Here is a 26791-nt window from a genome sequence, read left to right as displayed (position 1 = left end):
TATATGCCTATGGCCTTTCGGAACATTTATGAGGAACTTTTAAGCTAGGATGGAGTCTTATAAAATGAAGATAACCTATTGAAGTTTGGAGGCGGCAGTTATGGACCAGCCAATCAGCGTCATTTACAAGACTCCCGAAGTGGAGGAATACTGCGCATTAAGAATTGCAGCGGGGCTGAGTCCCAAAGACGCGTCCGCTTCGCGAATCGGACTGCCGAATTCCCAGTTTGCGGTCAGTTTGCGGGATTTGGGAGGGAAGCTTGTGGGCATGGGACGAATTATCGGGGATGGCGGGTGCTTTTTTCACATTGTGGACATCGCCGTGGATCCGGCTTATCAAGGCAAGGGCTTGGGGAAGACCATCATGGCCGAATTGACGAGGTATCTGGATGAGCATGCTCCCAAAAATGCTTACGTCACCCTGATTGCGGATGTCCCGGCCGACCGTCTGTATCAAAAATTCGGCTTCGAACACGCTGCCCCGAGATCCGTCGGGATGTGCAAGAGATATTGATCCATGAGAACGGACCGGCTGTTATCCATGATTATTATCATCTCGCAAAAAGGTCTGGTCACGGGCCAGGAGCTTGCCGATCACTTTGAAGTATCCCTCAGAACCGTTTACCGGGATATCGATAAAATCGGCGAAGCCGGGGTTCCGATCGCCGCTGCCGGCGGAAAAGGCGGGGGCTATTATCTCATGGGGAATTATAGCCTGAATCAGCTTTTCCTCAATAAGAAGGAAATGCGTCCCTTGATGGCGGTGATGGACAATCTGAAGCTTCTGTTCGGGAACAACCCGCAGTTTAATGATATCGTGCTGAAATTCGAGGCTCTGCGGAAGAACGATGAGCCGACGCACGACGAGCTCAGTATCAACATGTCTCACTTCAGCATGGAGGAAGAGCTTCGGGAGTACCTGTTCCTGATGAATGAGGCCATAGAAAACGGCAGGCTGCTGGAGTTCGAATACATCAATCGCAACATGGAGTATTCCACCCGTATTGTTGAACCCGTGAAGATTCAATATACCTATGGACAATGGTATCTCATCGGCTTTTGCCGGATCAGGGAAGACTTCCGGAGATTTAAGCTTGTGCGAATCCGCAATATGAGGCCGGGCGAACGTTTTGTCAAAAGAGTGATTTCCCCGGAGGCCTTGGAGAAAATCTTCAACGATAGCTATGACCGCAGCAGCATTTCGGTTACTTTGAGGTTTACGGCTGAAATCGGGCCGCAGTTAAGCGAGTATTTTCCCAAGGACCGGATCGCATTGTTGGAGGATGGAACTTACCGGGTCGAGGACTATTTTCCGGATGACGGCGGGCTTAAGAAATTCATTCTGGGCTTCGGCGACCAATGCGAAGTGGCGGCTCCCTTGAAATTGAGAAACGAAATGCGGGAATACATTCATAAAATATACGGAAAGTACAATGGCTGACATCTAGATGTCAGCCACTCTGTTTTATGATGGGAGTATCCATCTCAAGAAAGAAGGAACAAGAATGAACGTATGCGTTTTGTATTATGACGGGTTTTGCGAATTCGAAGTGGTGTTTGCCCTGGGCCAATTTAGGGAATGGCATTTCTCGGCAGCCTTGGAGAATCGCGTTTATGTCAGCGAAGAGCGCCAAAGCTATGTGCCGGACAAGACTATCGGCGATCTGAATCCGGACGATATCGACCTGCTGATCATTCCCGGCGGGAATCCGGAGCCTCTTTACGGGAATGCCGAGTTAAGAGCTTTTATTTCCGCCTTGAACGATAAAGACAAGCTCATAGCCGGGATATGCGGCGGCGCCGAGTTGATGGCTTACTATGGTCTGCTTGACCATAAAAGAGCGAACGGGGACGGACAAGGCTTTAGGATCGATGAAACCAACGGGCACATCTATGAACACGTCCATATCGTCGATCAGGATGTCGTCAGGGACGGAAACTGCATTACCGCCGTCGGTCAGGCCTTTATCGAATTTTCCATCGAATTGGGCCAAGCCATGAATATCTATCGAAACGAAGAAGAAATCCAAACCGAATATAATTGGTATAAAAATATCAAAGCGTAGGTAGTTCGTAAGCTCCATTACATATTCCGGCATCCAAAGAAAGAGCCAATCAGCGCGGATTTACCTTGACCTGCGAGCCTTTGCCGCTCGTCTGAATGCCGGTCTCCTTGATCCCGGCTCCCTTCAGATCGGCCAGCAGCCGCTCCAGCACAGCCTTGGATGCCGCCCCTTCTTTGGCACCGGCCGCCTTTACGACGAGCAGCACCGGCTTCCCGGAACGAAGGTGCTTGTCCGCCTGCCGCAGCTTTGTGTCGTAATCATGCTCTTCGATGTGCGCGGTGAAGCGCAGCTCCTTGGCCTTCTCATGGCCGCCGCCGTTTCCCTTCACGCCGTGCGCACGGCTCTCATTCCCCTTACGCGCGGCGTTCTCTTTCTGGGCGGCCGCTTTGCCTCTCCCTTTGGGAACCAGGCTGCAGGGCGGCGGGCTGCTCATCAGCGAGGTGCAGACCAGATCGGCCCCCTGGGATCGGGCCATAGCCAGGGCTTCTTCTCTGGCAACGATGCCCAGATTCTCGCCCCGCATTCCCGTGAGCGCCACCTCGGACGCCCGAATTTGTTCATTGATCAATACTGCCACGTTATTGAAGCCTCCCATGCATGCAAATCATCATTATTTGCCCGATATCAAAAGCGGTTCCAGCGCGCAGTCGAGCAGCGATTCCAGAAACGCGTCGTCCAGCGGCTTTTTGTAAACCAGAGTCCGGAGATACAGTGGGCCGTAGATCATATCCAGAACGACATCCGGCACAAAACCGCCGCGGACCAGGCCGTCTTCCATAGCCTTCACCCAAAAACGTTTGGCCGCTTCCCGGCCGGGCGCAAGGTATTGCCGATGGAAGGCTTGGACAAATTCGGACCCCGGCTCGCTGCCGGAAACCATATAGAGCACCGCCTGGCCAATCGTGCTGTTGAACAGACCCGCAAGCCCTTTCAGGTGTGCCAGGAAACTTTGCATCACGGATTCTCCGGCGGTGAAAAAATTGAACTGAGGCTCGGCAAGCATCAGAAACGCGTCGAGCACCAGCCCGTTTTTATCCTTCCACCACCGGTAAATCGTCGCCTTGCTGACCCCGGCTTCCGCGGCGATCCCTTCAACGGTCAGTGAAGCGTGGCCGGATCGCTCAAGCAGGCTTACGGTTGCATTCAAAATCGCTTGTCTGGACGCTTCACTGCGCGGCCGTCCGGCGGAAGATTTGGGTGAATCGGACATACGAGTTCGTCTCCTTCTGATAAGCATTTCCCTCTTAAGGTATCACAAGGCTTGAGGCTGTTCAAACGGTCTTTGCGGCCGTGCCGGTTTCCTTAACCCGCCATCCTTGCTCCAGCGCTAAAGCGACGATCATGCCGACCATCACACCGTTGCCCAGCAAATATTGAAAAATCGTCGGCAGCCCGCTAAACAGCGATTGCGGTAAAAACATTACGCCGGTGCCGAAAGATAAAGCCAGCCCGAGAATGGTCATTCGCCGCTCATCCAAAAGCTGCTTCAGGATGGAATGAACGCCGATGCCGATCATCTGCGCGAACGAAGCCAACATAGCCGCATTGGCGACCTGGGGCGGTAAAAGTGACAGCAGCGAGTACACCCCGGGCAGAAAGGAAACGGCAACCAGCGCCAAACAGCCGATAAAATAGGGACGCATGTTCCGTTGTCCGTTCATCCGGACAAAACCGGCGGAAATGGAGAGCGGCACGACGCCAATCGTCGAGAACAGCCCGGACAGCAGATTGGTGACTCCGGCAATGATGCCGCCTCGATCCAGACGTGTGCGCTTTGCGCCGTCTGCTTGCGGATCGGGTCCAAGCACCTGCTCCATAGCGGACACACTGGCGATGACACTGGAGATCAGCACGAAGGCCACCATGATGGAGGAGACGATCATACCGCCGTCAATCGCGGGCCGCCCCCACACGAACAGGCCCGGCATGCTCAAGACGGAACTGCCGGATGTCGGCGTTTTTCCCATCCCATATACCAGCGAATAAGCGACCCATCCGGCAATAACCCCGATCAGCACGGCAAAACTGCGCATCCAGCCTTTACCCCGGACGGTCAATATCAGCACCAGCAGAAATACGCCGAACGAAATGCCGGCTGCGGCAGGCTGTATGGAGGCTTCTCCGCTGGCGACGCCCAGCATTCCCTTGAGCAAGGTGCCGCTTAGCTGGAAGGTTAGCAAAATCAGATATACCCCGGTAACGAGCGGCGTAAAGAGTCTTAGCATATGTCGCATCCATCCGGCTAAGCCGATCAGAACTACGGTAAATCCGGTTATCAGCATTCCGCCTTCCAGCAGGCGGAGCGTATCCGTAAACCGGCTGCCGGACGCCGCGGCAAGCTGCCCCATGATCACGAATACGCCCAGCCAAATGCCCGCCGGTCCGTCCGGCAAGGGAAGCCGGTGCCCCAGCCAGCCCGACAGCAGAGACGAAACACCTACCACGAAAAACATCCTTTGAATCAAACTGATGATTTCGGCCGGGGACATTTGATAGATTTGCCCGACCACAATCGGCAGCATCAGCGAATTGGCGACCAGAAACACAAACCATTGCAGGGAGAACAGGCCGGTGCTTGCGGCAGATTTTTTCTTCATTATTCATTCCACTCCTTTGTCGATCCGCTAAATCATTCCGCTAAATCAATTCACTAAATCAATTCACTAAATCATCTCACTAAATCATCTCACTAAATCATCTCACTACGTCATACCACTATCCTTTGATTTCGAAACGATACGTTTCGTTTTATAATATAATCCGAATCGGGAGCGTTGGCAACTGTTTTTTGAATTTCCCAGATTTAGACCCGGGCGGATTTGCGGAATGCGGGGGAACAGGCAGCTTGCCAACTTCGCTAATGTGGGATACGATGCGGAAAGAAAAAAACCGCGGGAGGTAGAATACGGATGTGGGGCGGGATGCTAATCGGGGGGCGAATCGAGATCATCGGCAAGGAGCTCGCTTGGCAGCTTCGTCATGAAGTGATGTGGCCGGATGAGGACCTGGATTACGTCAAGCTTGAGGACGATGATGCCGGAGTGCATTTTGGTTTGTTTGCAGGAAATGATGCGGTAACGGACGTTGACCTGCTTGCGGGGGATGGAGCAGCAACGGGCGTTGACCTGTATAAAGTTGGTGATGTTGTAAAACAATCCGGCCAGGCCGCAAGCGACAAGCTGGTTTCCGTCGTGTCGCTGTTCGTGTCGGAGGGCGAAGCGCAGTTCCGCAAGTTTGCCACGCGGCAGTCGGAGCAGCGAAAAGGCTATGGCAGCATACTGCTGAGCCATGTGCTTGAGGAGGCCGCGAAAACGGGAGCGGAACGCATCTTTTGCAACGCCAGAGCGGAAAAGGCCGCTTATTATGAATAATTCGGTTTGCGTAAGACGGACATCACCTTCATGAAGGGCGGTAAATCCTATATCGTGATGGAGAAGCAAACGGGGAAGAAGTGAGTTTGTGCGAATAAGCCTGCAGGGACGCGCCGTAATGTCTCTGGAGATGAGATAAGCGCCGACGAGCCAACAATAAGGGCACCAAATGGTCTTATTTAGCCCATTTATATGATTGACCCGGGAATAAAGGCATTTTTTACCGTTATTTTGGGCAAATGGCAGGAAAAAGGCTGATTTTAGAGGCGTTTGCCAAAAATAACGATACATTTTACCCCTATTCCTGCGTAGAATGACCAAATCGCCGCAATAGCGCCAAAATATATCGCTATTGCGAGGAGTGGGCAAAAATATACAGGAAGCTGAGGAAGTGGCACAGCACGTAGGCAGCGAGTTCCGGTACCCGGTGTTCCAATCCATGCCCCGGGATGTTTCCGATGCGAGTCCCGGCAGGCGTAATTTTGTATGCAAGCGTAATGTTTTATATTGGTGCTTTTCAGCGCCGCAAGGTTATGTTAATATCATGGTGACTTATTAAAGAACTTTAAAAAGTGGTGTATCAAGTGGCGCATCATGTGGTGTGTCATGTGGCACATCAAGCAGCGCATCATATGAAATCCCGCCATTGCCGATAATATGAACTTGAGTGACCCTGTATTTACTCGGCTGCGATTCGCGCACATAATCCGTGCGGCCATGATCCGCATGCCGTCGCGAATAACGCACTAATATAAGGAGGTGACCTTCGTGAACGAACTGCCGGCTACTCCCAAAGAGATGAGAAACGTGATCTACAGCGGCATTCGAGCGGCGCTCTTATCGATGGGCAGCGCTACGAAGGCTGAACTGAGCCAGAAGCTGGGCATCAGCTTCCCGACGATCAGCAAATTTCTCGGCCAAATGGAGAACGAGGGCGAGCTGGTGACGGTGGGCATGGATGATTCCAGCGGCGGAAGAAGAGCCCAAAGATACGCTTATAACCCGGAATATATGCTGGGACTGGCGATTTTTTCGGAGCAGACGGAAACGAACTACACGGTATTCAACTGTCTGGGGGAAGTGAAAAAGCAGGGTAAGGCCCCCAGCTTTCTGATGGGCGATGAACAAGGCCTGATGGAGCATATCCAAGAAATTACCGCGGAGAATCCCAAGGTCCGTTCTCTGGCCATCGGAGCTCCCGGCGCGGTTAAGAACGGACGGATTATTCATATTCCAAGCTATCCGCAGTTTCAGAATATCGATCTGAAAGGGTATCTGGAGGAGCGGCTGGGGATTCCGGTCGTCGTGGAGAACGACGTGAACGCTGCCGTTTTGGGATATAACGATGTATACGGCAAAAACGCCAATTCTTCGATCGTCTACCTGTATTTCGGTCAAAACGGTCCGGGGGGCGGCGTATTAATTAATGGAGACGTGGTTCGGGGGAGTACCTTCTTCTCCGGGGAAGTTTATTATGTTCCCCAATATGAGAACCGGAATTTCGGGGAAGCTTTGTGGGGGAACGGAATCGCAAAGCTGACGTTCCGGGACGAAGAGGTGGATGCCATCAGCCGGCTGGTGGCCGCGTATACCGCGATGCTGAATCCGGAGACCTTTGTATTTTGCCATCATGAAGCGGACGAAAGCTTGCTTAAGCGAATCGCCGCCCAAAGCGCGACTTATATTCCCGCGGAGCATCTGCCCAAACTTACGGTCAGCGACTGGAAGCGGGATTATCTGAACGGACTGCAGTATCTCGGTCTTCAACTTATGATTTCTAGCGAAAATGGGTGATAAACTTGGCGATTTTCTTTTTATTGATTATTTATTTGGCTTTTATCAGCTTGGGGCTGCCGGATTCCTTGCTCGGATCGGCCTGGCCTGTCATGCAGCCGGAGCTCGGCGCCTCGCTGGGGACGGCAGGCGTGCTGTTTATGGTTGTCGCCGGCGGCACGATCGTGTCCAGCTTGGCGAGCGGAGCCGTGCTGAAACGGTTTGGCACGGGGAGAGTGACCCTTGCCAGCTGCATCATGACGGCGGGCGCGCTGCTTGGCTACGCTTATGCGCCTTCCCTGATTTGGCTCGTCGTGTTCGCAATTCCGCTCGGGCTTGGCGCGGGTTCCGTGGACGCCGGGCTTAATAACTACGTCGCTGCGCATTACAAGGCGCATCACATGAGCTGGCTGCACTGCTTCTGGGGCGTTGGCGCGACCTTGGGTCCCGTTATTATGGCACAGTTCATTGCCGGGAATTCCTGGAGAGGCGGATATTTGACGGTAGCTCTCATTCAGTTTGGTCTGGTGGTCATCCTGTTTTTTACGCTGCCTTTATGGGACCGCGTCGCCGGGATCTCAGCCGGAATCTCCCCGGAAGCGCTGGGAAATCAGGCCGATTCGGCGGATGAAGAGCGGGACGGTTCCGTGAAACCTCTGCAAATCCGGGGCGTGAAGCTGGCTCTCGTTTCGTTTTTGTTTTACTGCGGCGTCGAAGCGACCGTTGGCCTTTGGGGCAGCAGCTTTTTGGTCAATGTCAAGGAATTGACCGCGGCCACCGCCGCGCAGTGGGTTTCCATGTATTATGCCGGCATTACCATCGGCCGTTTCATTACCGGGTTTATCACGTTTAAGGTAAGCAACCGGGCTTTGATCCGGGGCGGGCAACTCACGGCGCTCGCCGGAGCGGTGCTGCTGGTCCTGCCGCTTCCGCCCGGTTTCTCGCTTGCCGGCTTGATGATTACAGGCCTCGGGCTTGCGCCGATTTATCCGTGCATGCTGCACGAGACCCCGGTGCGGTTCGGGAAAAAGCATTCCCAAACCATCATGGGCTTGCAAATGGCCGTAGCCTATACCGGCAGCACGTTCATGCCGCCGATTCTCGGATTTCTGGCTTCCCATTCGACCATCGGCATCTTCCCTCTATACATCGTGGTTTCTGCAGCGGCGATGCTGCTGTTTTCAGAGCGTCTGAATGTTTTCTTGAAGAAGAAACAGGCGGTCCGCCTCCTCGAAAACGTAAATACGCACTTGGGCTGATCACCGGGCAACCGGTCACTTTTCTCCGATAAACACGCAATGACCCAAGTTGCCATGGAACTTTTGCAGGAAGATGGCGTTTTGCTCAAAAAACGTTTGAACGGCGGGATTTTGCATCGTCTCGAAGTCAATGATCCGGTCGGGATCGAAAGCGGCCTGAAGCCCCTGACCTGAGGGAAAAGCTGCCCCGTCCGTTGGCGGCCAGTATTGTACCTGCTTCAGGCCGGCCTCGCGCATCATGTCCGCCCACTCCGTTTTCGTCGGAAGATATGAATTGCCGTAAAGCCTTTGCATCTCCTTGCTTAAATCGGGGTGAGGCTTCGCCTGGTGCAGCTCCCTGTCCCAGACCCGGCCTCCTTGCCGCAAGACGCGGTGATACTCGCGAAAGGCCGCAACCGGCTGGGCAAAAACCGTGACCGACTCCGCCAGAACGACATCGAAGCTTTCGGATTCCAGGGGAATCGCGCTGATATCTCCTTTGACGAACTCGATCCGGGCGTTCTGCCGCTGTGCGCGCTGGCTGGCTTTGTTCAGCATGGCATCGTTTTGGTCCAGCGCGGTTACGCTGGCGCCCTTTTGAGCAAGCAAACAGGCGGTTCTCCCCGTCCCGCATCCGACCTCCAGAATACGCAGGCCGGGTTCGATCCGGACGGCCTCGATGAAATTCAGCGTGTCCTGATAACCTCCAGGGTGAGCGGCGCCTTCTCCGACAGCCGCAATGATGTCGTGATAACTCAGGTTCATTTCGTAATGCCTCCTCTTTTGAGCAGAATATGCTTAAGGGCTTCGGAACGAAGCAATTATTTTTATTTTTTCAGGATACCTGCCCTAATCAGAGAGGAGCCCGGAAGAATAGGATAAACTTGAGCGAATGAGGAGGGGAGGCACGAAACCATGCAGCAAATCTATCCGGTTTCTCAAGAGAACTGTCAGGGACATGTCGGCAAAAACGTTTGCGCGGTACTTCATGACGGCAGATATTATATGGGCACCATTACCGGTGTGAACGATACGGGAATCGAGTTCAACGGAGGAGTTCAAGGCGCATCCGTTCTCTCTACCCAACCGGCCAAAGCCAAGAAGCAACTGAATGATATGAAGGCGAAGGCCAAGATGAAAGCGCTCGGATACGGCCCGGCCTATGATGGCGGATACGGTTATGACGGCTACGGCGGCGGTTACCCCTACGGCTATGGCTTTGGACTCGATTGGGCGGCTATTGCCCTGTTGTTTCTCATCCCGTTTCTTTTCATCTGATCCACTCATCACGGCATGCGAAAAGAGCCATTTCCAAAGTTTGGAATGGGCTCTTTTTTGCTGTCCAAAACGATCCATTTGACAAAGGCGCAACCTGAATCCATAATTAGAATGAACGTTCGATCTATGTTTCGAATTCAAACAATCATTCACTTTAGGAGGCTTATCAAATGGCTAAAACGATTTTTATCACCGGAACAAGTTCAGGACTTGGCAAAAAGACCGCGATCCAGTTCGCCGAGCTCGGCTGGAATGTAGCGGCTACGATGCGCACGCCCGAGAAGGAAACGGAGCTTACGAAGTACGGCAATATCAAACTGTTCAAGCTGGACGTGACGAAGCTGGATCAAGTGCAAAGCGCGGTGGATGCGGCCATTCAAGCCTTTGGCAAAATCGATGTTGTCGTCAACAATGCCGGGATGGGGACTTACGGTCCGCTTGAGCTGGCCGAGGAAGAAGCCATCGACTGGCAGTTTGCCGTTAACGCTCGAGGGCCGATCAACGTCATTCGCAAGTTTTTGCCGCACTTCCGGGCGAACGGCGAGGGCATGTTTATCAACATCAGCTCTTTTATGGGGATTGCCACGGCGGTTCCGCTCGGCTCGCTGTACAACATGTCCAAATTTGCGCTGGAAGGTTTGACGGAAGGGCTGTATTATGAGCTCAAGCCGCTTAATATCGAGCTGCGGCTAATCGAGCAGGGCGGTTCGGACGGCAATAATTTCGTTGATAGTGTCGTGTGGAACGCGGATGAGAATATTAAGGATTATGACGAATTGATCAACAAGGTCAAGAACATGATGACGCACAGTGATCCTTCCCTGCTGGAAAGCTCCCAAGATATCGTGGACACCATCGTGAAGCTGGCTACCCGGGAAATCAATACGTTCCGGAACGTGGTCGGGGCTGCGGGCAACTCACTCGTAGCCATGCGGAATTCGGTGCCGATCGAGGAGTATTTGGAGACGCTCCGGGCAAATTATAAATAACCGAATGTATTGACAACGAGCCATGGCATGCCTAAGATTAGAATGATCATTCGGTTTATGTTCTTGCACGAACGATCGTTTTATATGGAGGTAAAGGCCATGTTCGATAAATACAACAAAGTTCAGAAGGCCGTGCTGGAAACGACGCTGTCCTTGATTATCGAGAAGGAGCTGCAGGCCACCTCGATGTCTTTGATCGCCAAAAAGTCCGGGGTCTCGACGGGCAATATATATCATTACTTCCCCAGCAAAGAGGCGATCATCAACGAGCTCTATAAAGCGATCGTCGCTTTTAACGGGGAAAACGTGCTCGACGGATTTTTCACGGATGAGCCGATTCGTACACGTCTGGAGCGCGCATGGAGAAACATGATTCGAGTGTCGATCGAGTTCCCGCAGGGTTTTCAGTTCATCGAGCAGTATTCCTTCTCGCCGTACATTTACGATGAAGTGAAGAGAGAAGCGTATACCGGAGGATGGTGCGGACCGCTCGAGAAACTCTACGCTCAGGCGATTGGCGAGAAGCTGTTCGTTGAAATGGATCCCCACGCCATGCTGCAAATGCACTACGGCTCGTTTGTTTACGTGGTAAAGGGTTCAGTCCATCAATATTTGACGCTGACGGACGAGACGATTGCGCGGCTGATCGAGTCAACCTGGAGAAGCGTGTGCACCGCCAGCGGGCAAGCTAAATAGCATAAGCGAGCCTATACCGTAGGCGTCTTATGGCTGCAGTTCCGTACTGCAAGCGGTAAGGCGCCTATCATTTAACCCCAAGCGAAAGCGTATGCTTGGATTGGTATACATCCTTTTGCCTCGAGAATACTAAATTCGGAAATTGCCCGCGGAAGGTGAGTGACTTCATGGACTTATTATTGACTGTTATTTTACTGCTCGTCTCCTTATTGATCTCGAATATCATCAGCCATTATATCCCCTCGGTCCCTACGGCTTTGATTCAAATCGCCATGGGCGTCCTGATCGCCTTGCTCTTCCACGGCGTCAGAATCGAAATCGACTCCGAATGGTTTTTGCTGTTGTTCGTTGCGCCGCTTTTGTATAATGACGGAAGGTTTTTTCCGCGGGACGAATTATGGAAAATGAGGGTGCCCATCTTCGGCAACGCCATTATTCTGGTCCTCATTACGACATTCGGCGGCGGTTATTTCATCCATGCCCTGATTCCCTCGATTCCCCTGGCGGCGGCCTTCGCTTTGGCGGCGATCTTGTCGCCGACCGACCCGGTGGCGGTCAATGGGATCGCCAAACGTTTTCATATCCCCGATAGAGTGCTGAATCTGGTTCGGGGAGAATCCCTGATCAATGATGCCTCCGGTTTGGTGGCTTTTAACTATGCGGTAGCAGCGGTCGTCACCGGTTTCTTCTCGTTGAAACAGGCGATTTTCGATTTCTCCTATATGTTTATTGCCGGGGCCGGGTTAGGGCTCCTATTGGGCCTGATCGTCACCTGGATCCGCTTTGCCCTACGCAAACAAGGCATTTATGACGTGACCTTTCACTCTTTGCTGCAGATTTTGTCCCCGTTTGTGATCTATATCGTAACCGAGGAGCTGCTTCATGCCTCCGGCGTGATCGCCGTGGTGGTGGCCGGGATCGTCCATGCCCTGGTGAGGGAGCGGACGGGAACCATGATTGCCGAAGTGCAGGTGCTCACCGAAAACATCTGGTCCATTATGCTGTTTGTACTGAACGGCGTCGTATTCTTGCTGCTCGGGCTAAGTATTCCTTCGTCCATGAGCGAAACGGTCGCGGACCCGGATATCGGGAACTGGCTGGCCCTTGGTTATGTTGTTGCGGTCGGGTTCGTCATCCTGGGCATCCGTTTTGTATGGTCGTACCTTTTTTCCCATTACGAATATCGGATCGACCGAACCGGAAGCATATTGAAACCGGATTTTAAAAACAGTCTTCTGGTTAGCTTAACGGGCGTGCGCGGCGCCGTGACGATGGCGGGGGTGCTGTCCATCCCTTATTTGATCGCAAACGGAGAAGTGTTTCCCGAGCGTGCCTTGCTCCTGTTTTTGGCGGCCGGGGTCATTTTGTTCTCGCTGATTGCGGCGACCCTATTTTTGCCGATGCTGAGCGTGGAGGAAACCGCGCTCGGAGAACCGGCGGACCGTATCGGTCTGCATGAGGCGAAGAGCATGCTTTTGATGTCGGCGGTCAAGAAGCTCCGTATGGAGATGGATGAAGATAACCAAGCGGCCGCTTACGAATTGATCGACGAATATAAGCAAATGTTTCATACGCTCGCTCCGTCTTTGCCCCAAGATGTTCAGCAAAGGATCAATGAGATCCGGCTTCTGGCGCTCAAGGCGGAAAGAAAATGCATTCACGAACAAATCGACAAGGGCGAAATGGAAACGGCGGTATTCGAAACCTTCGAGAAGTCCATGGACTATCGCGAAGAAGCCCTTTCCAAAAGCGTCCAGTCCGGCTTCAAATACCTGGTCGGCAGAATGATCCGCGGTTCCAGGAGGTTTAAGCATAATAAGACGGCAAGTAGGGAAGAAAGAATGGCGAAACTCCGGCAGGGCCTCGACATTCAAGTCAAAGCCCTGGAAGCGGGCCTCCAGCGGTTGGAGGTTTATTCGGGAGAATGCGACCACCCGGAATTGGTCAAAACGGTCGCTATGGATTACCGGAAAATGATTGACCGGCTGCAGAGACCTACCTTCCGTTACAACGAGCGCAAAGAGGAACAAAAGGAAGAACTGCGGTTGAAGGTAATGGATATGGAACGCTCGGAAATCCGCAAACTGTACGAGTCCGGCGACATCGGCAGGAACACGGCCACGGAGCTGCGGAGATTCCTCAACAACATCGAAAGCGTTACGCTCTATGAGCATGCCGAATAAAATTTAAGAAAAACTTTATTTTTTACCCCGTTTCTTTTTAAAAAGTTTTCTTTATCCTAATTTACAGCAAGGTTAGGAGGAAGGAAGCAATGAGGAAACGGGGTTTTTGGCTTGTAATCATTCTGCTGGCGGCGGGCTACTACGGAGTTACCCACTATCAGCAAAATACCGTGAATGAGAGGCAGTTTGAAGAAGAATATTACGCGGAGGATCAGACTCCTGCCGAAGACGGGCTTACGATAAATGTAACGAAGGACCAAATCTTCAAGGGGGACCTGCTGCTGGTGAACCGGGATCATCCCGTGCCAAAAGGGCAGCCGGAGTCCGGGGCCGTCAGCCTGGTCAAGCATTCGGAATTGATCCAGGGCTTTGCCGTCATGGATAATTCCGTTCAGCTGTCGCCTCGCTTGACGGAGAAATTTTCGGCCATGGTTCGGGCGGCGGGAAAGGACGGAGTCAACCATTTTTTAATCAGCAGCGGCTACCGGGACGAGAAGAAGCAGGATCAGCTGTACCGGCAGATGGGCGCCGAGTATGCGATGCCGGCGGGGTATAGCGAACATAACCTTGGACTATCGCTGGATATCGGGTCGTCCGAGGCGGAGATGGACAAAGCCCCCGAGGGCAGGTGGCTCAAGGAGAACGCCTGGCAATACGGTTTTATTTTGCGTTATCCCCAGGACAAAACGGCCATCACCGGCATTCAATACGAGCCTTGGCATTTTCGTTACGTTGGTTTGCCGCATAGCGCGATTATCCGGGAGAACGGCTTTGTGCTGGAAGAATATTTGGACTACTTGAAGGAACAGGGAGAGATTACGAAGACGATCGCCGGGCGAACCTATGACGTTTACTACTATCCCGTTGCTAAGGATGTGACGCTTCATGTGCCGTCGCAAGGCCAATATGACATTTCCGGCGACAATATGGGCGGCGTGATCGTAACCGTGTACCGATAATTTGGCGGCAGAAAGCGAGGAATGGAATATGAAATCTAAAATATGGTGGTATGAGCTGACAATTCGGTTGATATTTGCCGCGTATTTGTACGAACTGGTGAAAATCATCCTTTTTAAGTTCGGCCGGGTCAATCCGCCGTTCCTGTGGGAACAGCTGATGAGCAGCTTGGAAAGCCCCGGCCATATTATCTTTCGAATCCATGAGGGGAATGTGATTCCTTTTCACGAAATAACAAGGACGCTCCATGAGGTAACAGGGCAGGGTCTCGTAAATCTGGTCGGAAACATCGCGATTTTCATACCGTTCGGCCTATTTCTCGGCTGCCTGTCAAGTGCGGGCAAAGGCTTCTCTCTGATGAGCGTATGCTTGGCGTCTTGCGTGATGAGCTTATCCCTGGAATGCGCCCAGGCCGTTTTATCGATAGGGCAATTCGATGTGGACGACATGATTTTGAACACCGCCGGAGGGCTGCTCGGGGGAATGCTGTATATCATATACGCGGATGTGAAAGAATTAATCGCTATACCGAATCATTGACCGCCATCGCCTGGCGGTTTTTTGCTATGGATCGCATATGCTCGGAGTGGGAGGCGCCCCATTCGTGAATCATTCTTAGAGCGGGCTCGAGGGTACGTCCGTATTCGGTCAGAGAGTATTCCACTTTGGGCGGAACGGTCGCGTAAACCACCCGCCGGATGATGTCCTGCTCTTCGAGCTCCCGCAGCTGCGCGGTCAGCATCTTTTTCGTGACTTCGGGAATGCCCCGCTGAAGCTCGCTAAAACGCATCGTGCCGTGGAAAAGAAAATATAAAATGGTCAGCTTCCATTTTCCCATGATGACGTTCATGGTCTCATCAAGCATGCATGAGTCCGTATCGAAGTTGTGATTCATCGCATCGTCTTCCTTTCCTGGGTTACTTAAAGGTTACCGGGGCACTTTAAGGTGCCTACTTCCGTAAGTTCGAACCTGGATACATAATAACATGTAAGTTACTGAAATAAAATAAGGAGGTAATTATTCGTGTCCATAGTATCTATCGTTTTGCAAGGGCTGTTGATTCTGGTTTTCCTGGTGGCGGGCGCCAGCAAGTTGGGAGGGGCGAAGCAGCAGGTAGAGGCCTTCAACCATCTGGGATTGCCGCAGTGGTTCCGCATCGTTACGGGACTCGTGCAATACATCGGGGTCGCCGGGCTGATTGTCGGCTTCTGGTATCCGGGCGTTGCCGCTTATGCGGGCATTTGGCTCGGGTTTACGATGGTCATGGGTGCTTTGGCGCATCTAAACGCCAAGGACCCCGTTTCCAAAGCGGTCCCGGCTTTCGTGCTCGCGGTAATTTCAATTGCTCTGATTTTCATTAACATGGAGGGCTTATCGCATCCATTTGTGTAAAAGAAGGGCTAGCCCGGCAGTCCGGTCAGCCGGAGTGAGCTCGACATCGAGGATGAGCTGCTCGTGCGTAGCTGATTTCGAGCCAGGTAACCTTTGCTTTTGTTGAACGGAGTCGTCCTGGCCTGGAATCAGCAATAAATAGCAAACGGCGATTTCTCGAATAGCGGTATAGAATGGCCTTATTTTACTCCGAAACCACTTTTTCCTGAAAATAGCGGTACAAAATGGCCCTATTTTCGCCAAACGTCCAAAATCGAGAGGCAAGGGAACTCTTCTGAAGAAATAAGGCCATAAAACGGCGCTATTCATTCAGAATGAGGCCTCTCCAGTGGGAATAAGGCCATAACAGGCCGCTATTTCAGGAAGTGCCGGAGGAATGCGGCGTTTGGGGACGCCATCGACCAGAGCGGGCGAATTGTACTATCTCAAATCCTCGAAGTTGATCCGGTACCTGGCATGGCAGCGATCCGACAGGGTTTATCGTTGTATGGGGTGTCCCAAAGACCATCATAGATGGCTTTTGGGACATCCTCTTTTTCATCTGCTCCTCTTGTCCGGCTCACCATCTTGCTGCCACGGCCCCGGGCATTATGCAATTTGCAATTCACCCGGACATGCGGAGCCAAGGCGCGTCGAGCGATTTCGTCAGCGCGTGGGCGGTGGCCTTGGATAACGCGTAAGGCTGGGAAGAGCTGAGCCTGGTTACGCCGGCGATGCTCCCCACATTGAGGATGAATCCTTGGCTGCTTTTTTCCATAGGGGGGCTACGGCTGGGACGGAACGTTATACCAGTATTTGAAAGAGGAGATTTACCGATGTAGACCATAGCGTTTGCTATTTCAATAATAAACTATTAAAATTTTATAAAAAGTGAGCATAAAGTAATTTTATACCAATTAATCTATTGAATCTGTTATAGTAGGAGAGGTGCGGCTTTCAACTTCCTAATCCTTGGAAAGGTGGTTTTGTAATGATTCATACAACCACGATTCGACAAGAATTAGAAAATTATATTACGAAAAGGAAAATCACGCTGAAGCAATTTTCCGAGATCTCCGGCGTTAATCCGGGGACTTTAAGCGCGCTTATTAACGGGCAACGCCCGATATCGATGCAAAATCTGGATCGGATCACGCAGGGCATGGGACTTGAGGAAGGTTGTCTTTACGATTTCTATTTGGAGGATTGTATGGTTAGCTCCTCCCCCGATTGGAGGCGTTTGGAGCCTTTCCTTCAGAGATGCGCCGAACTGGACAAGCTGGAATGCATTCACCGGCTCGCCTACGCGGTTACGGACAATTTATCGTATATCCCCTTGTTTTTCAAAAAAGCGGAGCAGCTGTTTCAGGAGGGCCGTAAAGAAGCGTCCGGCATCCTCTATGCCTGCGTCGCGGAGAGCGAGAAATATCAGCATTCCGAACGGCTCGCGCTCAGCAAATACCGGTTGTTCACGATAGCGCTCGGGAACGATCAGGAAGAGAATATGCGGGCGGCCGCCTTGTTTGAAGGTTATGTGGATCGTCTTGATGAGACCGACCAGCTGGATGCGCTCCGAGATCTGGCGAACGTTTATACTTCCCTTCACCATTGGGAGAGGGTTAATGAGTTAGCCGAAAAACTAGGTAGGAAAGCGGCTTATAGATATCAAAATAAAACGTCAAAAAAATATGATGAAACGAAAGAGCCTTCAAGACCGCTGATTTATTATGTTTTGTATGCCTATTTGCTGAAGTCTAATGTATTTGAAGCAAAAGGAGACTATACGCAAGCTTTGGATTATGTGGCATTGTACTGTGATACAAGTTGGGTCAAACAGCAGAATGAACAAGAGCATAAAATCATTGAACAGTTCATAGAGTTTGGCAAAGCCAATAATTACTTATTTCGATTAATGGCCGGGCAGGTCGAAGTGCTGCCGGATTACGTTAATTATATTGCGGGAAACGAAAACGAAGTCATTACGGCAATATTGAACATATTGCAGTTAGCCAATCGAAATCATTTAAATATTGATGAAATCTTGGAACGTTTTAAAACTCACTTAGAACCTAGGGAACGCATCTCTTTCTTAGGGAAGTATAATCAGCAGATTGTGATGGATCAATATATTCATGTGTTAACAGAACTTGCATATTATTACTTGAACATGCATAGATATCAAATAGGTGTTGATTTGATATTGAAAGTTCTGGAGATTTCACTCGAATTTAACAATTCATCTGTTATAATCAGATGCGTAGGATTATTCGAAGAATTCCGATGTAATGCTTCAAATGAGAATCAGGAAAAATATAAAGATCTAATTTGCGAGGTGCGAAAATTTTATGAAAAAAAGATGGGTAATTCGGTTTTTATCAGCTAGCTCTTTAGTTTTTTTCGCAGAAATATTTAATAACGGCCTTTTGAAAATTCTCGGCCACGGTACTGGTTTTTAAGCAATTCATTCAAAAGGAAACAAAGGAAGAAAGCAAAGGATTATTTACGATCGCAATCAAAGAACAGGGTATCTTGTCATTAAATGGCAAAGGTACTCTGTTTTTTATTTCCCGGTACAGAGTTCTATTTTTTGGTATAGTAATGGGTAGAATGATTAATTCTCCCTGTCTTTGGAAGGGCGGTTTTATAATTGAATCCTGTAGCCAGAATCCGAGAAGAATTGGAAAAATACCTTTCCAAAAAGAAAATGACCCTGACGCAGTTTGCTGAAATATCGGGGGTAAATGCAGGAACGATAAGCTCACTAATCCATGGCCGGCGCCTTATATCCACGCTTAATCTGGATCGGATAACCGCAGCGATGGGCCTGGAAGAGGGCAGTCTGTACGATTTCTATTTAGAGGAATGTTTGGAGAGCGCTTCGCCGAACTGGCGCCGCTTAGGTCCCTTTTTGGATCGCTGTGCCGAGCTTAACAAACTGGAATGCATTGAAAGACTCGTGAATGCATTAGCCGATCATTTATTGTATGTTCCTTTACTGTTCGGGAAAGCGGAGCATTTTTTTTATGAGGGCAAAAAACAAGCGGCAACATTGCTCTATCGCAGTGTAACCGAGAGCGAAAAATATCAGCATTCCGAGCGGCTCGCTTTATGCCGGTACAGGCTGTTTATCTTATCTCTAAGCGACGACCAGGAAGAGAATATGAGGGCGGCAGCTTCGTTTGAAGCTTATGTTGACCGCCTCGATGAGGCCGATCAAGTGGAAGCCTTGAGGGAGATTTGCAATATCTACACTTCGATGCGCCAGTGGGAAAGGGTCAACGAATTTGCCGAGCGCATGGGCCGGAGGGCGGCGGCGCGATATCACAATAAAGGGCTGCTTAAACGGGGAGAGCAAAAAGAGACGGCGAGACCTTTAATTTATTACATATTATATGCTTATCTGTTGAAAGGCGGCGTATACGACTCCCGGGGAGATTACAGCCAAGCGTTGGAGTATGTGGCGCTGTACACGGACACAAGCTGGATCAAGGACTATAGCGAAGAAGAATTTCGGATCATGGAGCAATTTAAGGAATGGGGCAAGGCGAATACTTACATGTACCGCATGAAGTCCGGGGAAACCGAGGTCCTTCCGGAATATGTCGATTATATCGCAGAGAAGGAAGCGGAAATCATTCCGGCCATGAGCAGTATCTTAAAAGTCGCCAATCTTTTTCACATGAACGTGGACGATGTGTTGGAAAGGTTTAAGGATCAGCTGGAGTTCAAGGAAGAACGCGTGTATTGGTACGGAAAATATAACCAGCAGGTCGTCGCGGGCCAGTACCTCGAATTTTTGACTGAACTGACCTCCTATTATTTCTCTACGCAGAGGTATGAACTGGGCTCCGCCTATGTTTTAAAATGCCTGGAATTTTCCCAAAGATACAATAAGAGCTGGAAAAAGGACGATCTGATGGAATTGGTCCTTCCGATGATGAAGCTGAATTAGCGCAAATCTTCAGTTCCCATGATGCACGGCACACAGGTCCTCAACCGGCGATTTATTGAATAGCGGCAAAAAATGGCCTTATTTCACCCCGAGAGCGCGATTTCCTGAAAATAGCGGTACAAAATGGTCCTATTTTCGGCAAAACGCCCAAACCGAGGAAAAAGGAGCTCATCTGCAGAAATAAGGCTATAAAACGGCGCTATTGATTCATTATGAGGTCTCTCCGGGGAAATAGGGCCAAATAAGGCCGCTATTTAAAGTGTCGGAGGAGGGCCGCGTTTTGAGTCGTTATCGAACAGGCCGGGCAATCCGGACTAACGCAAAACCTCTAAGCCGATCCGGTACTTGGCGGCTATCCGGCAGAAGGAACCGCCGTTACAATGTGGCAGGACTCTCTGCTCCGTTGCTATGACAAGTTTTAGAAGGTGTCCCAAAAGTCATCATAGATGACTTATAAGGACATCTTCTTTTTAGTTTTGAGCTTGTGCATTTGCACAATACATTTCGTCCTTTGATCAATATTTTTCGTACAGGGCAGCCTATATAATGAAAGCGTGTTCAACATTTGCATACTTGCATGGGGGGAAAGACAGTGGAAGGGTTAACAATCAGTTGGATTGGAGCTTTGGCGGGACTGGCGATTGCGATTATTCTGATCCTCAGAAAGCTGAATCCGGTTTATGCTCTGTTTTTTGGGGCAATTGTAGGCGCTTTAATCGGCGGCGCCAATTTGGAAGAGACCGTCAACGTGCTGGTCGCGGGGACGCAAAGCGTGATGGGGACGGTTATCCGGGTGCTTGCGGCAGGGGTTTTGGCGGGCGTGATGATGGAATCGGGCGCTGCCGAAACGATTGCCCAAGCCATCGTTAAAAAATTCGGCGGCAGCAAGGCGATTTTCGCTTTGGCCTTGGCGACGATGATCATCACCGCGGTCGGGGTATTTATCCCGGTGGCCGTATTGATCGTAGCGCCGATCGCTCTGTCGGTCGGCAATAAAATGGGGATTTCGAAGCTGGCTGTGCTGCTCGCCTTGTCGGGCGGGGGAAAAGCAGGGAACATCATTTCCCCGAATCCGAACACGATTGCGGCGGCGCGGGGATTCGACCTGGATCTCAGCCAGGTCATGCTGGCCGGGCTTATCCCGGCGATCTGCGGTCTGATCGTAACGGTGATTGTGGCATCGCTGATCAAAAATAAAGGAATTAAGGTATCCGATCAAGAAGCGGTATATAACGATGCCGACACATCGAAATATCCACCGCTCGGCAAGGCGATCGTGGCGCCTTTGGTGGCCGTCGTCCTCCTGATGATCAACCCGATCGGATCGATTTCGGGAATCGATGCGCTGGCCAAGTTCAAGGTGGATGCGCTGTATATTTTGCCGATTGCGGGGATCGTCGGCATGCTGGCGATGGGCCAAGGAAAGAAAATTTTACAGTATACCGCTTCCGGCCTGAATAAAATGACAGCGACTGTGCTGATCCTTATCGGCGCAGGCGGGATTGCGGGATTGATCTCGGCCTCCGACCTGTCAACTCAGGTAGTCAGCCTGATCCAGGCTTCGGGAATTTCCGGCACGTTCCTGGCGCCGATTTCCGGGATTTTGATGGCGGCGGCTACGGCTTCTACGTCGACCGGCGTAATTTTGGCCACGGGTTCGTTCAGCAAAGCCATTCTCGATATGGGCACGGCGCCGTTGTCCGCGGCCGTTATGGTTCATACCGGGGCGACCGTAATCGACTCCCTGCCTCAAGGGAACTACTTCCACGTTACGGCGGACAGCATGAAAATGAGCATCAAGCAGCGGATGGGGCTTATTCCTTATGAAGCTATCGTCGGCGGAACGATGACGATAGCGGCGACGATCATATACGGATTTCTGCTTTAATATCTAGCATGGGGTGAAGAGATGAGAGAGAAAACATTTGTCCTGGCGCCGGACTCTTTCAAAGAGAGTATGACGGCAAAAGAAGTATGCGTTGCCATGGAAAAAGGATTGAGGGAAATATATCCAACGGCGAATTTCGTTCATGTGCCGATGGCCGACGGCGGTGAAGGGACGGTTCAATCCCTTGTCGACGCCTCGGGCGGACGAATCTATCATAAAGAAGTTATGGGTCCGCTTGGACAACCCGTGAATGCGGAATACGGCATTTTGGGCGACGGAACAACCGCCGCGATCGAGATGGCGTCGGCCAGCGGAATCCACCTCGTGCCCAAGGAAGCCAAGAATCCGCTGGTCACGACGACTTACGGCACAGGCGAATTGATTCGGGAATGCCTGGATAAAGGCATCCGCAAAATCATTATCGGCATCGGCGGCAGTGCGACCAATGACGGCGGCACCGGCATGGCCGAGGCGCTCGGCGCAAGGTTTCTGGATCAAGCCGGAAACCGTCTTCCCCGCGGCGGAGGCAGCTTGGACAAGCTGGCAAGCATTGATATCTCCTCGCTGGATGAGCGCTTGCAGCAGGTGCAGCTGATTGTGGCTTGCGACGTTACCAACCCGCTGTGCGGGGAGCATGGCGCTTCCCGCGTGTTCGGACCGCAAAAGGGAGCCACCCCGGCGATGGTCGAAGCGCTTGACGCGGGATTGTCCCATTACGCGGAAGTCGTCAAACGGCAGCTAGGCAAAGACGTGCGCGACATTCCGGGGGCGGGGGCTGCCGGCGGCTTGGGGGCGGGACTCTTGATCTTTACCAGAGCGACGCTCCAAAAAGGCATTGAGATCGTCATTGAATACACCGGCTTGAAAGAGAAGCTGGCCGGTGCGGATTACGTCTTTACCGGCGAGGGCGGCATCGACTTTCAGACGAAGTTCGGCAAAACCCCTTACGGGGTGGCCCGCACGGCCAAAGAAGCGGGTGTACCGGTCATTGCCGTGGCCGGTTATATCGGAGAGGGTATCGATACCCTCTATGCGGAAGGGATCGATGCGGTATTCGGCATTGTTCCGGGCGCCTCGGGGCTGGACAAGTTGCTGGCCGAAGGGCCGCAAAACGTCGAGCGGACCTGCGAGAACATCGCGAGAATACTGAATTTAAGCAAATAAGAGATCAAAGAAGCAGGGCTGCCCTTTTCGTAGTTTCTATACTACATGGGCAGCCCTGCTCTGTTTTAGCCCCTATTTATACAGGGATAAAAGGCCATGGGTAAGCTCGATAAGCTGCAGCAGGTTCCGTGGATCTTTTCCGGTGAGAGCTTCTATTCTCTTTAGGCGGTATTGCAGCGTATTTCGGTGGATATTCAGCTCTTCGGCCGTTTGGGACATGCTGCAGTTGTTATTGATGAAACTCCGCAAGGTGTCCAGCATGTCCACGGCATCCTCCAGCTTGCCGACCGCGTTGATGCTGCCGCCCAGATCCGCATGGCTTAGCTTGATAAGGAAATCGACATCCTCAAAGGCGATGGCCTGTGAAGGGGGGCGCAGCGCCAGCAAAACATTCATGGCGTTTTTCGCCTGGCGGTAGCTTTCGGCGATGTTGGCTTCCGGTTTGCCGACGGCGACCAGCACCTGGGGACCGGCCTGAAGGAAGAGTTTGACGAGCTTGCTCGGATCGTCCTCGTTTTGCACCAGAATAAGGAGGGTATCCTCATCGAGAGTAAAGGAGGGGTACTGCCGCAATTGGTTTACCGGCGGCTCCTCGGGATTATAATATTTAACGTACAACACGACGGTTTTTAACAGCAGATCGATATTGTAAGGCACGGCTTCTTTTTTCAGCTTCTGCGAATAAGCTCCTTGGTGGCTGAGCAGCATTTCGAGGAACGCTTTCCTCCGGCTCGCTTCGCTGGCCAAATGCTCGAAGGCGATTTTTTGCTCGATCAGGAGCGACACCGTGGTTCTGACGATATTGCAAAATGGCCGGACTTCATCCAGATTCCCGGTGATGCCGATAACCCCGACGCGTTTCTGGTCGATGACGATTGGCTCGTTGGTGCCTTTTTTCTCAAAACGGCCGTCGTCCCAGACCTCGACCATCTTCCCCGTTGCGAGCGCTCTCACCGCTCCCGGGTGAACGGTACCGACCCTTTCCTTATTCCCGCTTCCGACAATGACGCCTTGTTCATTCATAATATTGATGTTGTAGGGAATATCCTTCATCATCTTATCGACAATTTCCTGGGCCTGCTTTTCGGAAAGCTGAAACAAGGGGAGCTCCTCCTTTATATCGTTCATTTTCATTGTGCATATGCACGAAAATCCTTGATGATGTTATTCTAAGTTCGGGCGAGTTGCGCAACAATGACTTTTCAGACAAGCGTGGAGTTTTTTGCAGGGAGGTCTGGGATTAAGTGGTATTGGCGCGGCATGATTTTTCGGATTATCTTGAAAAAAACTCAGTAATGTACGAAAATATAGTTATTATCAAAAGGAAGCAGGTGCGCACGCATGGAAATAGGAATCAGTACGTTTGTGGAAACAACGCCGGATGCCGTGACCGGTAAAGTCATCAGCCACGCCGAACGGCTGCGCGAGGTCGTGGAGGAAATCGTCCTCGCCGATCGGGTGGGGCTTGACGTATTTGGCGTAGGCGAGCATCACCGCAAGGATTATGCGGCTTCGGCTCCGGCCCTCGTGCTGGCTGCGGCCGCTTCGCAGACCAGACGAATTCGGCTGACCAGCGCGGTGACGGTGCTGTCGTCGGATGATCCGGTGCGGGTGTTCCAGGATTTTGCCACGCTGGACGGCATTTCGGACGGTCGCGCGGAAATTATGGCGGGGCGGGGTTCTTTTATCGAATCGTTCCCGCTGTTCGGATATGATTTGAACGATTACGATGAGCTGTTTGACGAGAAGCTGGAGCTGCTGCTGAAGCTTAGGAAATCCGAGAGAGTAACCTGGGAGGGCAAGCATCGTCCGGCGATTAACGACTTGGGCGTGTATCCGAGACCCGTTCAGAATCCTTTGCCGGTATGGATCGGCAGCGGCGGCAACCCGGAATCCGTGGTTCGCGCCGGCATGCTCGGACTGCCGCTGGTGCTGGCGATTATCGGCGGCCGCCCCGTCCAGTTCGCTCCGCTTGTGGAGCTGTATAAGAATGCGGCCGCCCAATCGGGCCATGATATAACCCGGCTGCCGGTGGCCTCGCATTCGCATGGCTTTATCGCCGATACGGATGAAGAAGCGGCCGAGAAATTTTTCCTGCCCACGCAGTACAGCATGAACGTCATCGGACGGGAGCGGGGCTGGGGCCATTACGACCGCGCCGCCTACGATGCCGCCCGCAGCTTTGAAGGTGCGCTGTACGTAGGCAATCCGGAAACGGTAGCCGCGAAGATCATCCACCTGCGCAAAAATGTCGGCGTCACCCGCTTTATGCTGCACGTGCCGGTGGGCTCGATGCCTCACGACGATGTCCTGAGAGCCATTGAGTTGCTGGGAACTCAGGTGGCTCCACGAGTAAGGGAAGAGATCAAGCGCTGGAAAACAGAGCAATAAGGCACAAGGTAATAAGGTATAGAAAATATAGAAGGCGATAGCGATGAAAGGCATAGAGGCAGGGCAGAGAGTAAGGGGGAACACGGGTGAAGAGCGACGAAGTGAACGTATAGGTGGCAGACAGTAAGGTGAGGGCTACAAGGGGAGGCATAGGCGATAGACAGTAAGTTGAAGGACAACAAGGTGTGGGCATTGGCGGTAGACAGTAAGGTGGTAGGTAAATGGTTGACGGGCAAAAGTCGCTTGGTGCTATGGAGGATATGGAGACGGAAGCCATTGGTGAGTAAGATCATGTGCGGCTCATGTGCGGCAGCTATTAGTGAGTGAGTAAGGTGAAAAGTCGGCAACATAGTCGAAAAGCGAGCCAAGTGGTTGCGATAACGGTAAAAAATGGCGCAATTTTCGAAAAAACGGTGGTTTATAGCATAATAGCGGTACTTTATGGCGTTATTCTGCGGAGAAAGTGGCAAAATGCTAGTTCTTTCGTATATTGCAGAAGAATAACGCCATTTTTTGCCGCTATTTTTACATATAAGAGGCAAAGCGTTGAAATAGCGCCTAAATTTACCGCTAATTGCAGGAAGAGCCGGCTCGACCGCATTTACTGCTATAAACGGGGGGGAACCCGGATGCAGCCGCTGATCCCGGCGAAACCGCCGTTCAACCGCGGCCAACGGCTTAGCGCAGCCAGCTAGGCCAAATGCGGCCGTTAGCCCGGCGCAAACACAGCCAAAACACCCCGTTGGCCTGCCGGGTCAGAATGCAGCCGATTAGACAAAGGGAGAGGGCGAGATAAGCGCCCTGATCAGGCCTACTCTATACCTCGGCGCGAAAGGTTTTTCCGAGGTGTTCCCCTGTGCCGAAATAATGGCGGAAGTTATATATCAACGGACTCCATTTTTGCGGATCGATATGATGCTCGCCAATCGTGATTTCTTCATGGGCATGCACAACCGCCGCCCGGGCTTCCACGATCGCGAAAAAGGGCGAATGCTCGGGGATCCGGATTGTCTCAACCCGGGCTTCAATTTGCAGCGGACATTCCAAAATACGGGCAGGTTTTACGATCTCGGACGCGGCAGGCGTCAGTCCGCTGATCGAGAACTTGTCTTTTTTGTAGGCAAAGCCGCTTCTTTGTTTGTGTTCGGGAACGGGATTTTTCCCCGTATAGGAGGCTAAGCTCTCAACATTCTCCCAGAGGGCGGGATCCGGCACATTCACTACGCATTCGGGAAGAAGCCGCAAATTCTCCAGCGCTTTCCCGTCGACGCCAAGACCCAGGACAAGATGGTCTCCGAGCGCCCAGGATGAAGAAATGGGGCTGATATTCACCGTCCCATCTTCGTTTAACGTGTTCAGCAGGATGACCGGCGTCCCGTAATACAAAATTTTCGGATGAACGATTTTCGTTATTGGTGCGGCGGCTATTTTTCTCATTTCCGAGTCTCCTCTCATTTCAGTTGGTATTTTCCC

At 51.7% G+C, this 26791-nt stretch carries 26 protein-coding genes; 18 read left to right on the top strand and 8 right to left on the bottom strand.

Annotation, left to right across the window (positions count from 1 at the left end):
- The first annotated feature begins 100 nt into the window (after positions 1 to 100).
- From ACI48K_RS18135 to ACI48K_RS18125, 3 genes are all read left to right on the top strand, one after another.
- Positions 101 to 514 carry a GNAT family N-acetyltransferase gene (locus tag ACI48K_RS18135; protein ID WP_475029025.1) on the top strand — a complete coding sequence of 138 codons (414 nt, stop codon included), beginning with the start codon at positions 101 to 103 and terminating at the stop codon, positions 512 to 514.
- 3 nt (positions 515 to 517) lie between these two features.
- Positions 518 to 1441 carry a helix-turn-helix transcriptional regulator gene (locus ACI48K_RS18130; RefSeq protein WP_475029024.1) on the top strand — a complete coding sequence of 308 codons (924 nt, stop codon included), beginning with the start codon at positions 518 to 520 and terminating at the stop codon, positions 1439 to 1441.
- 64 nt (positions 1442 to 1505) lie between these two features.
- Positions 1506 to 2066, top strand: coding sequence for a DJ-1/PfpI family protein (locus tag ACI48K_RS18125; RefSeq protein WP_475029023.1), 561 nt, complete (start codon positions 1506 to 1508; stop codon positions 2064 to 2066).
- 49 nt (positions 2067 to 2115) lie between these two features.
- Here the strand turns inward: ACI48K_RS18125 and infC are convergent, their stop codons facing one another.
- The 3 genes from infC to ACI48K_RS18110 form a co-directional block, all read right to left on the bottom strand.
- Positions 2116 to 2643, bottom strand: coding sequence for a translation initiation factor IF-3 (infC, locus tag ACI48K_RS18120; protein ID WP_475029022.1), 528 nt, complete (start codon positions 2641 to 2643; stop codon positions 2116 to 2118).
- Positions 2644 to 2676: 33 nt separating this feature from the next.
- A complete protein-coding gene (locus ACI48K_RS18115; protein WP_475029021.1) occupies positions 2677 to 3276 on the bottom strand; it encodes a TetR/AcrR family transcriptional regulator in 600 nt (199 codons plus the stop codon).
- 61 nt (positions 3277 to 3337) lie between these two features.
- Positions 3338 to 4663: a purine/pyrimidine permease gene (locus tag ACI48K_RS18110; RefSeq protein WP_475029020.1), complete on the bottom strand. Its 1326-nt coding sequence runs from the start codon at positions 4661 to 4663 to the stop codon at positions 3338 to 3340.
- A gap of 312 nt (positions 4664 to 4975) precedes the next feature.
- Between ACI48K_RS18110 and ACI48K_RS18105 the strand changes: the two genes are divergently transcribed.
- The 3 genes from ACI48K_RS18105 to ACI48K_RS18095 all read left to right on the top strand — a co-directional run bounded on the left by ACI48K_RS18105 (position 4976) and on the right by ACI48K_RS18095 (position 8469).
- Positions 4976 to 5437: a GNAT family N-acetyltransferase gene (locus tag ACI48K_RS18105; protein ID WP_475029019.1), complete on the top strand. Its 462-nt coding sequence runs from the start codon at positions 4976 to 4978 to the stop codon at positions 5435 to 5437.
- Positions 5438 to 6205: 768 nt separating this feature from the next.
- Complete coding sequence (locus ACI48K_RS18100; RefSeq protein ID WP_475029018.1) at positions 6206 to 7231, top strand: ROK family transcriptional regulator; 1026 nt, start codon at positions 6206 to 6208, stop codon at positions 7229 to 7231.
- Positions 7232 to 7236: 5 nt separating this feature from the next.
- Positions 7237 to 8469: an MFS transporter gene (locus tag ACI48K_RS18095; protein WP_475029017.1), complete on the top strand. Its 1233-nt coding sequence runs from the start codon at positions 7237 to 7239 to the stop codon at positions 8467 to 8469.
- A 15-nt stretch (positions 8470 to 8484) separates the two neighbouring features.
- Here the strand turns inward: ACI48K_RS18095 and ACI48K_RS18090 are convergent, their stop codons facing one another.
- Positions 8485 to 9213: a class I SAM-dependent methyltransferase gene (locus ACI48K_RS18090; RefSeq protein WP_475029016.1), complete on the bottom strand. Its 729-nt coding sequence runs from the start codon at positions 9211 to 9213 to the stop codon at positions 8485 to 8487.
- Between the two features lie 150 nt (positions 9214 to 9363).
- On the opposite strand from ACI48K_RS18090, the gene ACI48K_RS18085 reads away from it, so the two are divergent.
- From ACI48K_RS18085 to ACI48K_RS18060, 6 genes are all read left to right on the top strand, one after another.
- Positions 9364 to 9726, top strand: a complete 363-nt coding sequence (locus ACI48K_RS18085; protein ID WP_475029015.1) for a hypothetical protein — start codon at positions 9364 to 9366, stop codon at positions 9724 to 9726.
- Between the two features lie 170 nt (positions 9727 to 9896).
- Positions 9897 to 10715, top strand: coding sequence for an SDR family oxidoreductase (locus ACI48K_RS18080; RefSeq protein ID WP_475029014.1), 819 nt, complete (start codon positions 9897 to 9899; stop codon positions 10713 to 10715).
- A 99-nt stretch (positions 10716 to 10814) separates the two neighbouring features.
- Complete coding sequence (locus ACI48K_RS18075; RefSeq protein ID WP_475029013.1) at positions 10815 to 11411, top strand: TetR/AcrR family transcriptional regulator; 597 nt, start codon at positions 10815 to 10817, stop codon at positions 11409 to 11411.
- Between the two features lie 167 nt (positions 11412 to 11578).
- Entirely contained in the window at positions 11579 to 13594 is a 2016-nt protein-coding gene (locus ACI48K_RS18070) for a Na+/H+ antiporter (RefSeq protein WP_475029012.1), read from the top strand.
- 89 nt (positions 13595 to 13683) lie between these two features.
- Positions 13684 to 14553, top strand: a complete 870-nt coding sequence (locus ACI48K_RS18065) for a M15 family metallopeptidase (RefSeq protein ID WP_475029011.1) — start codon at positions 13684 to 13686, stop codon at positions 14551 to 14553.
- Positions 14554 to 14581: 28 nt separating this feature from the next.
- Positions 14582 to 15091 (top strand): VanZ family protein, encoded by a 510-nt coding sequence (locus ACI48K_RS18060; protein WP_475029010.1) that lies wholly within the window; start codon positions 14582 to 14584, stop codon positions 15089 to 15091.
- On the opposite strand, the gene ACI48K_RS18055 is transcribed toward ACI48K_RS18060, so the two are convergent.
- A complete protein-coding gene (locus ACI48K_RS18055) occupies positions 15075 to 15446 on the bottom strand; it encodes a winged helix-turn-helix transcriptional regulator (RefSeq protein WP_475029009.1) in 372 nt (123 codons plus the stop codon). The two genes, ACI48K_RS18060 and ACI48K_RS18055, sit on opposite strands and share 17 nt — an antisense overlap.
- A gap of 129 nt (positions 15447 to 15575) precedes the next feature.
- On the opposite strand from ACI48K_RS18055, the gene ACI48K_RS18050 reads away from it, so the two are divergent.
- The gene (locus ACI48K_RS18050; RefSeq protein ID WP_475029008.1) at positions 15576 to 15944 is read left to right on the top strand and encodes a DoxX family protein; all 369 of its coding nucleotides are present in this window, start codon (positions 15576 to 15578) and stop codon (positions 15942 to 15944) included.
- A gap of 604 nt (positions 15945 to 16548) precedes the next feature.
- Here the strand turns inward: ACI48K_RS18050 and ACI48K_RS18045 are convergent.
- Complete coding sequence (locus ACI48K_RS18045) at positions 16549 to 16701, bottom strand: SDR family NAD(P)-dependent oxidoreductase (protein ID WP_475029007.1); 153 nt, start codon at positions 16699 to 16701, stop codon at positions 16549 to 16551.
- 213 nt (positions 16702 to 16914) lie between these two features.
- Here ACI48K_RS18045 and ACI48K_RS18040 point away from each other — a divergent pair, with 213 nt between their 5' ends.
- The 4 genes from ACI48K_RS18040 to ACI48K_RS18025 all read left to right on the top strand — a co-directional run bounded on the left by ACI48K_RS18040 (position 16915) and on the right by ACI48K_RS18025 (position 22927).
- The gene (locus tag ACI48K_RS18040; protein ID WP_475029006.1) at positions 16915 to 18306 is read left to right on the top strand and encodes a helix-turn-helix domain-containing protein; all 1392 of its coding nucleotides are present in this window, start codon (positions 16915 to 16917) and stop codon (positions 18304 to 18306) included.
- A 264-nt stretch (positions 18307 to 18570) separates the two neighbouring features.
- Positions 18571 to 19875, top strand: a complete 1305-nt coding sequence (locus ACI48K_RS18035; RefSeq protein WP_475029005.1) for a helix-turn-helix domain-containing protein — start codon at positions 18571 to 18573, stop codon at positions 19873 to 19875.
- Between the two features lie 592 nt (positions 19876 to 20467).
- A complete protein-coding gene (locus ACI48K_RS18030) occupies positions 20468 to 21763 on the top strand; it encodes a GntP family permease (RefSeq protein ID WP_475029004.1) in 1296 nt (431 codons plus the stop codon).
- A gap of 21 nt (positions 21764 to 21784) precedes the next feature.
- Entirely contained in the window at positions 21785 to 22927 is a 1143-nt protein-coding gene (locus ACI48K_RS18025) for a glycerate kinase family protein (protein WP_475029003.1), read from the top strand.
- 72 nt (positions 22928 to 22999) lie between these two features.
- On the opposite strand, the gene ACI48K_RS18020 is transcribed toward ACI48K_RS18025, so the two are convergent.
- The gene (locus tag ACI48K_RS18020; protein ID WP_475029002.1) at positions 23000 to 24028 is read right to left on the bottom strand and encodes a CdaR family transcriptional regulator; all 1029 of its coding nucleotides are present in this window, start codon (positions 24026 to 24028) and stop codon (positions 23000 to 23002) included.
- Between the two features lie 240 nt (positions 24029 to 24268).
- On the opposite strand from ACI48K_RS18020, the gene ACI48K_RS18015 reads away from it, so the two are divergent.
- Positions 24269 to 25318: an LLM class flavin-dependent oxidoreductase gene (locus tag ACI48K_RS18015; RefSeq protein ID WP_475029001.1), complete on the top strand. Its 1050-nt coding sequence runs from the start codon at positions 24269 to 24271 to the stop codon at positions 25316 to 25318.
- Positions 25319 to 26134: 816 nt separating this feature from the next.
- On the opposite strand, the gene ACI48K_RS18010 is transcribed toward ACI48K_RS18015, so the two are convergent.
- On the bottom strand, positions 26135 to 26755 hold the full coding sequence (locus ACI48K_RS18010; protein ID WP_475029000.1) for a flavin reductase family protein: 621 nt from the start codon (positions 26753 to 26755) through the stop codon (positions 26135 to 26137).
- Positions 26756 to 26791 lie beyond the last annotated feature (36 nt).

Source organism: Paenibacillus terrisolis (assembly GCF_056171975.1).
This window is presented reverse-complemented; position numbering and strand designations above follow the sequence as displayed.